General features: G+C 59.8%; 1 protein-coding gene. It reads left to right on the top strand.

The annotated features are described in order from the left end of the window. Positions 1 to 45 precede the first annotated feature (45 nt). A partial coding sequence (locus AB3X94_RS42020) for a transposase (protein ID WP_368614490.1) occupies positions 46 to 343 on the top strand: 298 nt, incomplete at its 3' end.

Genomic DNA, 343 nt, shown 5'->3' with positions numbered 1-343 from the left:
TAGAGGGTGTTAGGCACTTTATGTCGGACCTGGTATCCTGGCGGAATGAAAAATCGCAGGCCTTACCCAACGGATGTATCGGATGAAGAGTGGTACTTCGCCGCTCCGTACCTGACCCTGATGAACAAGGACGCACCGCAGCGCCGCTACGAACTGCGCGAGATGTTCAACGCGCTGCGCTGGATCGTACGTGCCGGTGCCCCGTGGCGTTTGTTGCCCAATGACTTTCCGCCGTGGGAACTGGTCTACCAGCAGACGCAACGCTGGATTCAGGCGGGCTGCTTCGAGGCCATGGTGAGCGATTTGCGTTCGATCATCCGGGTCGCCCAGGACCGCCGTGGTC

This window comes from Paraburkholderia sp. BR10923 (genome assembly GCF_040948765.1).
GTDB lineage: Bacteria > Pseudomonadota > Gammaproteobacteria > Burkholderiales > Burkholderiaceae > Paraburkholderia > Paraburkholderia youngii.
Note: the sequence above shows the minus strand (reverse complement) of the source record. Positions and strands in the feature narration are given on the sequence as shown.